This is a genomic window from Candidatus Hydrogenedentota bacterium (assembly GCA_012730045.1).
In the GTDB taxonomy this organism is placed as follows: Bacteria; Hydrogenedentota; Hydrogenedentia; order Hydrogenedentales; family CAITNO01; genus JAAYBR01.
In genome coordinates, this window is sequence record JAAYBR010000056.1 from 24,507 (window position 1) to 32,150 (window position 7,644).

Consider the following 7,644-nt stretch of genomic DNA (forward strand, 5'->3'; position numbering starts at 1 on the left):
GCCCTGTAAACATATTCGGAAATTTTCGTTGACATTCCAGCAGGCGCCAAGTAGTTGTCATAACGCACCTAAGCGACAAAGCAGAGTTAGATACTAGCAAATGCGGCCCCGTTTCAAAAAGAAGTCCACGGACGGGTCACGGTCCCTTTCGCCCCTCCGGCGGCGCTTTTGATTTCCGTTGGGGGGGCGGCGTATAGTCAACAGGCAAACCGGGGACCGATCCGGTCCGGGATTGCAGCCGATGATGGACGCACAGGTGCTCGTGCTGAACAGGTCGTGGGTGGCGGTCAATGTGGCGCCGCTCCGGCGCGCCCTGCTGCTGCTCTTCCAGGGCCACGCGCGGGTGGTCCACCCGTCCGACTACTCCCTCTACGACTTCCCCTCCTGGTGCGCCCTGTCCCAGTTCGGCGAGTCGCTGCCGGACAGGCATTATGTCTGCACGGCCTCCCTGCGCATCCGCCACCCCGAGGTCATCGTGCTCACGGACTTCAACGAGTGCGTGCACCAGGCGGTGCGGCTTTCGCGCCGCAACATCTTCGTGCGCGACCGCCATGTCTGCCAGTATTGCGGGCGGCGCTTCGCCCGCGCCGAGCTGACCATTGACCACGTCGTGCCCCGGTCGCGCGGAGGCCGCGACACGTGGACCAATCTCGTGCTCGCCTGCGTGGCGTGCAACCTCCGAAAGCGCAACCGCACGCCGGAGGAGGCGGGCATGCCGCTCCTGCGCCGGCCCGCCGAGCCGCGCTGGCTGCCCCGCTTCGGCACGCGCATCCCCCCCGACGAGCTGATCACCTGGCAGAAGTTCGTGGACCTCGCCTACTGGAACACCGAAATCGGCGAGTAGCGCGCGGCTTGCCACGGACCCGCGAAATGCTCCACAATGAAGGCAAAGCAAACCCGGCGGACGCCGCGTCGCCGCCAAAGGGAGGACACCGCATGAATGTCGCAATCATAGGCTGCGGGGGCATGGGCGCGCTCCACGCCCAGATGGCCGCCAACTGCGGGCTGAAGGTCGCGCTCTGCGCCGACGTGGTGCGCCCCGCGGCCAAAGCCCTCGCGGAGAAGCACGGCGCGAAGGTCGCCGCGAGTCCCGAGGCCGCCTGCGCCGCGAAGAACGTGGACATCGTGGCGATCACCACGCCGACGCCCACGCACCTGCCGCTCATCCGCGCGGCGGCGAAGGCCGGCAAGCAGATCTTCTGCGAGAAGCCCTTCTGCCGCACCGTGCCGGAATGCGAAAAGGCGATCCAGGCGGCGGAGAAGGCCGGCGTGAAGCTCTTCGTCGGACACGTGGTCCGCTACTTCCACGAGTTCGAGAAAATGCGCGGGCAGATCCAGTCCGGCGCCCTCGGCGAGGTGGGCTGGGCCAAGCTCTACCGGGGCGGCGTCTTCCCCGGCGGGCCGAAGAGCTGGTTCCGCGACTACAAACAGACCGGCGGGGCCACCCTCGACAGCATGATCCACGACCTGGACTGGGTGCGCTACGTCTTCGGCGAGCCCGAGCGGATTTTCTGCCAGACCCTCATGCGCTCCGAGCCCGTCGCCATGGACCACTCCCAGGTGACCCTGCGCATGAAGAGCGGCCTCATCGCCACCGTCATCGGCACCTGGGCCCAGCCCAGCGGATTCCGTGTGATGGCGGAGATCTGCGGCAGCAGGGGCATGCTCCAGTACGACATGAACGAGGCACCCCTGCGCCTGGAGGCGCGCGCCACCGCCGCCGGGCCCAACTGGTTCGTCCCCATGAACCCCGTCGCAAAAAGCCCCTACCAGTCCGAATGGGAGGACTTCCTCGCCTGGCTGGACGGCAAGGGGACGCCCCGCGTCACCACGCGCGACGCCCTGGCCGCCGTGGCCATGGCCGAGGCGGCGTTGAAATCGGCAAAAACCGGCCAGCCGGTCACTTTCTGAGGGAGGTTCACACCATGACCAAGATCGGCATCATGAGTTTCGCCCACATGCACGCCCACGGCTACGCCGCCGCGCTCAACGCCCTGCCCGACGCCACCCTTGCGGCGGTGTGGGACGACGACGCGAAGCGCGGAAAGGCAGCCGCGAAGAAACACGGCGCGCCCTTCACCGCCTCGATGGACGCCTTCCTGGCCTCCGGCCTCGACGGTGTCATCGTCACCTCGGAGAATGTGAAACACCGCGCGATGGTGGAGGCCGCCGCCGCCGCCGGCCTGTGGATCCTTTGCGAGAAGCCGCTGGCCCCCACCGCCGCCGACGCCAGGGCCATGGTCGCCGCCTGCAAGAAGGCGAAGGTCGGCCTCGGCACCGCGTTCCCCTGCCGCTGGGCGCCGCCGCTGGCGGAGGCGAAGGCCAAGATCGCCGCGGGCGCCCTCGGCGAAATCCGCGCCGTCACCTGCACCAACCACGGCCAGGCCCCCGGCGGCTGGTTCGCCGACCCCGCCCTCAGCGGCGGCGGCGCCACGATGGACCACACGGTCCATGTGGCCGACCTGCTCCGCTGGATGCTGGGCCGCGAGTTCACGAAGGTCTACTGCGAGCTGGGCAACCAGCTCCACCGGGGCGAACTCGCCACCGACGACATCGGCAGCGTCCATCTGGAGATGAAGGGCGGCGTGCAGGTGAGCCATCTGGCAAGCTGGAGCCGCCCGAAGAGCTTCCCCGCCTGGGGCGACGTCACCCTTCACTTCATGGGCGACAAGGGCGTCCTCTTTGTGGACGCCTTCCGGCAGAACCTGACCGCCTACGACGACAAGGACATGCGCGTGCGCTGGGTGGGTTACGGCGACAGCGCCGACGAGGGCCTCGTCGCCGACTTCGTCCAGGCCGTCCGCGAGCGCCGCGACCCGTCCGCCACCGGCGTGGACGGCCTGCGCGCCACCGAGGTCACCGAGGCCGCCTACCGCTCCGCCAAGACCGGCAAAGCGGTGAAGATCTAACCCCACAGGAGAACCGGCTGTGAAGGAGAACACCACCGTGACAAGGCGGGCGGCGATGGGCGCGATGGCGGGGACGGTCGGGGCGGCGTGCCTCGCCACCGGCGCGTCCTGCGCGCAGGAGACTGCCCCGGCGGCGGCTGGCGGACGGATCAGGCAGTCCGTCTCGCGCTGGTGCTACGGCAAGATCCCGATGGACGAGTTCTGCGCGGCCATCAAGGGCATGGGCATCCACGGCATGGACCTCGTCGGCCCCGAGGACTGGGACGCGGTCCTGAAGAACGGCGTCGAGGTGGCCCTGTCCACGGGCCCCGGCGACATCAAGGACGGCTGGAACGACCCGGCCAACCACGAGCGGCTCATCGCGGGCGCGGAGAAGATGTTCCCGGAGCTCCAGAAGCGCGGCATCCGCAACATGGTCGTCTTCTCCGGCAACCGCAAGGGCATGTCGGACGACCAGGGTTTGAAAAACTGCGCCGCCGGGCTGAAACAGATCCTGCCGGCGGCGGAAAAGGCCGGCGTGACGGTCATCATGGAGCTGCTCAACAGCAAGCGGAACCACAAGGACTACATGTGCGACCGCACCCCCTGGGGCGCGGAGCTCGCCGGGGCCCTTGGCGCGAAGAACTTCGGCCTCCTCTACGACGTCTACCACATGCAGATCATGGAGGGCGATGTCATGGACACCATCCGCGAGTTCCACCCCGTCATCGCCCACTACCACACCGGCGGCGTCCCCGGCCGCCACGAGATAGACGGCGGGCAGGAGTTGAACTACCGGCGCATCTGCGAGACCATCGCCGAGACCGGGTTCACCGGATGGCTGGCCCACGAGTTCACCCCCACCCGGGCCCCCCTGACCAGCCTCCGCGAGGCCTACGACATCTGCAACGTCTGAGGGGGGCGGCAGGATGGACGGCATGGACGCTATGGACAGGATGGACTGACCGCGCGGGAGGCGCGCATTTCCCTGTCCATGTTGTCCATATCGTCCATCATGTCCATGGTTCCGTTCCAGTCACCCGGGGGCGTTGGCGTCGAAGAAGGCGATCATCCGCCGCATGAACTGGGGGTGGAGCATCGTGGTGACGTGGTCGGTTCCGGGGAGGTGGACCAGCTCGTGGCGGGCCATGACGCCGGGGAGCTTGTCCGAGGCCTCGCGGATGCCGTCGCGGGCGCCGACCAGGGTGAGGGCGGGCACCGTGTTGTTCCGCAGGGCCTCCTCGGAAACCACCAGCGCCTCGAAGGTGCGGAAGACGTTCACAATGGCCGCCTTGTCGTTGATGATCCCCATGAAGAAGTTGGCCAGGGCGCACTGGATCCACCGGGCCTTCTTCCCCGGGTCCAGCCAGTGGGTGATGGGGTCGAACACGCCGCGCTCCTCGATGGCCGCGACAATCTCGCGGAAGAGCGCGCGCTTGTCGTTGTCCAGCTGGTCCCATCCGGCGGCGCCGATGACGGCGCCCAGCAGACGCGACGGGTGGCGCTCGACGGTTTTAAGGACGATGAACCCGCCCATGGAGTACCCCGCGATGAAGGCCTTTTCGATTCCCAGGTGGTCCATCAGCCGGACAATGTCGTCGCACAGGTGGATGCCGTAGGCCGCCGGGTCGTGGGGCTTGCCGCTGAGGCCGTGGCCGCGCACGTCCAGCATGATGATGCGGTAGCCCCGGCGCAGGAGCGCGCGGACGCAGCCGGGGCGCCGCCAGTTGAGGTCGGCGTGCACGGCGAAGCCGTGGATGAGCACCACCGGAACGCCCTCCCCCTCGTCGGTGTAGTGAATGGGCACCCCCGCCGCATCGAAGACCTTTCCGCGCACCCTGCGGAACAGGACAAACCCGGCCGCGGCCGCGACAACGGCGGCCAGCAGCGCCAAAACGCACAGCAATCCCGGGACCATGGCCATGACCGCGCCCTCCTATGTGTGACGGCGGCGTGGATGGTACCACACACCCGGCCCCCTGGAAAACAAGAACCGGGGCCGCCCGGAAGGGCGGCCCCGGCAGGAGGCGAAAGGGGGATTACATCGCGGTGAACATGCCGATCAGCTGGGCCATCGGGCCGTTCACGGGCGCCTCGCCGTTCTGCTCGTAGCGCATGAACTCGACGTGGCCGTCCATGTAGAGGACGTTGCTGCCGCCGGGGACGTGGTTGAACGCGGCGGCGTTGGTGCTGATCAGGTCGAACATGATGAACAGGGTGCTCTGCGCCATGTTGGCCGCGCCCGGGTTGTTGATGTCCGTGATCAGGAAGCGCTCAATGCCCTCGCGCAGGCGGTAGACCGTGTTGCCGCGGCCGTTGCCCATGCCGGGGTAGGTGTTGCTCACGTCAACGTCCTGGTCGGCCCGGGGATACCCGCCCCGCGCGCTGCCGGCAAGATACGGGGCGATCTCTGTGGCGTTGAGGAGCCCGTTAAGCGCGGCACCCAGCTGGGTCGGCGCCAGGGAGTTGGGGTCCGGAATCTCGTCCGGATCAAGCAGGCCGCTCAGGAGGCCGAAGAACGGGAAGGTGTTGATCGCGACCTGGTTGTCGGAGTTGTCAATCACCCAGCCGAGGTAGGTGTAGCTGTTGTCAATGGTGCGCGCGCAACGGCCGCCGTTGTTGTGCGTGTAGCCGAAGCACCAGTCGTTGGGGGGATTCTGCGAGTGCGCCTTGTCAATGTTCTCGTCCAGGCTCGCGCTTGAGGGGCAGAACGCGATCATCGGGTCGGTGAGGTATTCGGGGAAGATGGTGAACACGTTGGGGCCCGCGTCCAGGGCGCCCTTGTACGTGACGCCGTCTTCCGTGAGGTAGGAACCCGCCTGGATCGGGGGGAAAGACCCCTTGGCCTCGTTCGAGTACATCTTGTAGACCAGACCCCACTGCTTGAGGTTGTTCTGGCAGGAGGAGCGGCGGGCGGCCTCGCGGGCGCGCGCCAGGGCCGGCAGCAGGATCGCGGCCAGGATGCCGATGATGGCAATAACCACCAGCAGCTCGATCAGGGTAAAGCCGTGCTTCTTCATGATATAGTTCCTTAATCAGCCGGATTCGCCGGGTCGGAGAAGGCAACAGGCCTTCCCCAATCTGGACGAATGACACTCAATGCACTAAAGTCTACAACACTTCGGGGGGGGAGTGCAAGTGCCGCACCCCCGTTTTCTTCGCCCATGTGCCGCGCTCCCGGCGCTCCGAAGCGCGTCAAACGGGGCCGGCCGTCTTGTCCGGCGATCCGGCACGCTCAGCGTTTCTTGCGCCCCTTGACCGACTTGGGGTTGGGCTCGGCCCCGGAATCGCCTTCCGTGTCGGCCTTTTCGGCGTCTTCCGCCTGCGTCGGCGGCGCGGCGGGAAGCGTGTCTTCCTCCGAAGGCGCCTCCGCCGCCTCTAGAACCTCCGTCCCGCCCGCACCGTCCGGGGACGGCGGGTCCGCCCCCTCAAAGGCGACCGGCTCGGCTTTGCCCTCTTGAATGTAGAGGATGGTGTCGCGGCCCGAGGCCCGGTGGCGGCTGACGGAGAGCACCCGGCGGGCCGAGCCGCCTTTCTCGTCGTCGGCAAAGGCGCGGGCGGCCTCCGGGTCGTCAAAAACCTCTATGTTAATGTTGTCATACCCGGCGTACTCCGCCCGGAGCTCCCGTCCGAGGTTCTCCACGTCCTCCCGGCTGCTGCCGGGGGGCACCGCGCCGATCAGCCCCTTGAGGGTGGCGGCGTCCCCGCCGATCTCGGCGGCCGTCTCGGGGTCGCGGCCCCACTCGCGCACCACGGTGAACGCGAAAGGCGCGGGCGGCGGCGGGGCGGGCGCCTCCAGGAGCAGCGCCTCCAGCTCCTCCGCGCCGGGCCGGGGCACGAAGGCGGGCTCGGGCAGGCCGAGGGCCTCCCGCTGGGCGCGCAGGCGGCCCACCTCGTCGCGGAGCAGCTCGTTCTGCGCCCGCAGGTCCGCCATCATCTGGTTCACCAGCACGTCCAGCGTCTGCTGCAGGAGCCGGATGTCGTCGCGCAGGTCGGCCACCTCGTTGCGCAGCGCCGCCGTTTCCGACACCGGCGCCCCGGCGTCCGGCAGGGCCATTTCCGGTTTGGGCGGGGCCGCCGTCCCCCCGCCGGCGGACTGGGCCGCCGAAAGCGCGGCGAAGACCACCGGCGGCAGGGCCGCCGCCAGACGCCTCCAATCCAGCCGCATGACGCTTTCTCCTGTGTTCCGCCCCCCCGGGATAACGCGCGGACACAGCGCCCGGGGGACGCTGTCCGTGCAGGAAGCGTGGGCCAGCGGCCCGGGGCAAGTCAAGTTTCCGGAAGGGCCGCCGGAAATTCCATCCGACCGATCGGTCGGACAAGTCGGACGGGTCGGACCCGCGCTCGGGGCCGGGTGGTGGTTGGTCCGGCGCCTTCCGGAAGTTGACACCCCTCCCGCACGCGGTGTATCTTAGCCGCCGCCTCAGCCCCCCTCCGGGGGCCTTTCCCCTCCCGTGCCGGGATGGCGAAATTGGCAGACGCAGTGGACTCAAAATCCACCGGTAGTGATACCGTGGGGGTTCGACCCCCCCTCCCGGCACCATTTCCTTTTTTTCACCCCCCCGCGCCCCCTTGGTCGCCGGATAAGGTGTCGTGAGAACCGAAGCCGCAGCGGGAACGAGATTGCCGCGCTTCGCTGCTAATGAAGTGGACGTATTCTTCCGCGCTCCAAGCCGCCGGTTTTTCTCTGCCAAACGTGGAAATGGCCGAAAGCGAAAGTCTTGGGCATCCCGGAGGGATGCAGGACATTAGCCGG

The 7,644-nt window shown here is 67.9% G+C and carries 7 protein-coding genes and 1 tRNA gene; 5 read left to right on the forward strand and 3 right to left on the reverse strand.

Features of this window, described 5'->3' with window-relative positions; all coding sequences use genetic code 11:
- Window positions 1–241 precede the first annotated feature (241 nt).
- The 4 genes from GXY15_05685 (at window position 242) to GXY15_05700 (ending at window position 3,804) form a co-directional block, all read left to right on the forward strand.
- The gene (locus tag GXY15_05685; protein ID NLV40702.1) at window positions 242–844 is read left to right on the forward strand and encodes an HNH endonuclease; all 603 of its coding nucleotides are present in this window, start codon (window positions 242–244) and stop codon (window positions 842–844) included.
- 92 nt (window positions 845–936) lie between these two features.
- Window positions 937–1,911: a Gfo/Idh/MocA family oxidoreductase gene (locus GXY15_05690; protein NLV40703.1), complete on the forward strand. Its 975-nt coding sequence runs from the start codon at window positions 937–939 to the stop codon at window positions 1,909–1,911.
- Between the two features lie 14 nt (window positions 1,912–1,925).
- Complete coding sequence (locus GXY15_05695; GenBank protein NLV40704.1) at window positions 1,926–2,909, forward strand: Gfo/Idh/MocA family oxidoreductase; 984 nt, start codon at window positions 1,926–1,928, stop codon at window positions 2,907–2,909.
- Between the two features lie 55 nt (window positions 2,910–2,964).
- The gene (locus GXY15_05700) at window positions 2,965–3,804 is read left to right on the forward strand and encodes a TIM barrel protein (protein NLV40705.1); all 840 of its coding nucleotides are present in this window, start codon (window positions 2,965–2,967) and stop codon (window positions 3,802–3,804) included.
- A 120-nt stretch (window positions 3,805–3,924) separates the two neighbouring features.
- Here the strand turns inward: GXY15_05700 and GXY15_05705 are convergent, their stop codons facing one another.
- The 3 genes from GXY15_05705 to GXY15_05715 all read right to left on the reverse strand — a co-directional run bounded on the left by GXY15_05705 (window position 3,925) and on the right by GXY15_05715 (window position 7,056).
- Window positions 3,925–4,812, reverse strand: coding sequence for an alpha/beta hydrolase (locus GXY15_05705; protein NLV40706.1), 888 nt, complete (start codon window positions 4,810–4,812; stop codon window positions 3,925–3,927).
- Window positions 4,813–4,927: 115 nt separating this feature from the next.
- Window positions 4,928–5,908 carry a DUF1559 domain-containing protein gene (locus tag GXY15_05710; GenBank protein ID NLV40707.1) on the reverse strand — a complete coding sequence of 327 codons (981 nt, stop codon included), beginning with the start codon at window positions 5,906–5,908 and terminating at the stop codon, window positions 4,928–4,930.
- A gap of 215 nt (window positions 5,909–6,123) precedes the next feature.
- Window positions 6,124–7,056, reverse strand: coding sequence for a hypothetical protein (locus GXY15_05715; protein NLV40708.1), 933 nt, complete (start codon window positions 7,054–7,056; stop codon window positions 6,124–6,126).
- 288 nt (window positions 7,057–7,344) lie between these two features.
- On the opposite strand from GXY15_05715, the gene GXY15_05720 reads away from it, so the two are divergent.
- Window positions 7,345–7,431 (forward strand) — tRNA-Leu (locus tag GXY15_05720).
- The last annotated feature ends 213 nt before the right edge of the window (window positions 7,432–7,644 follow it).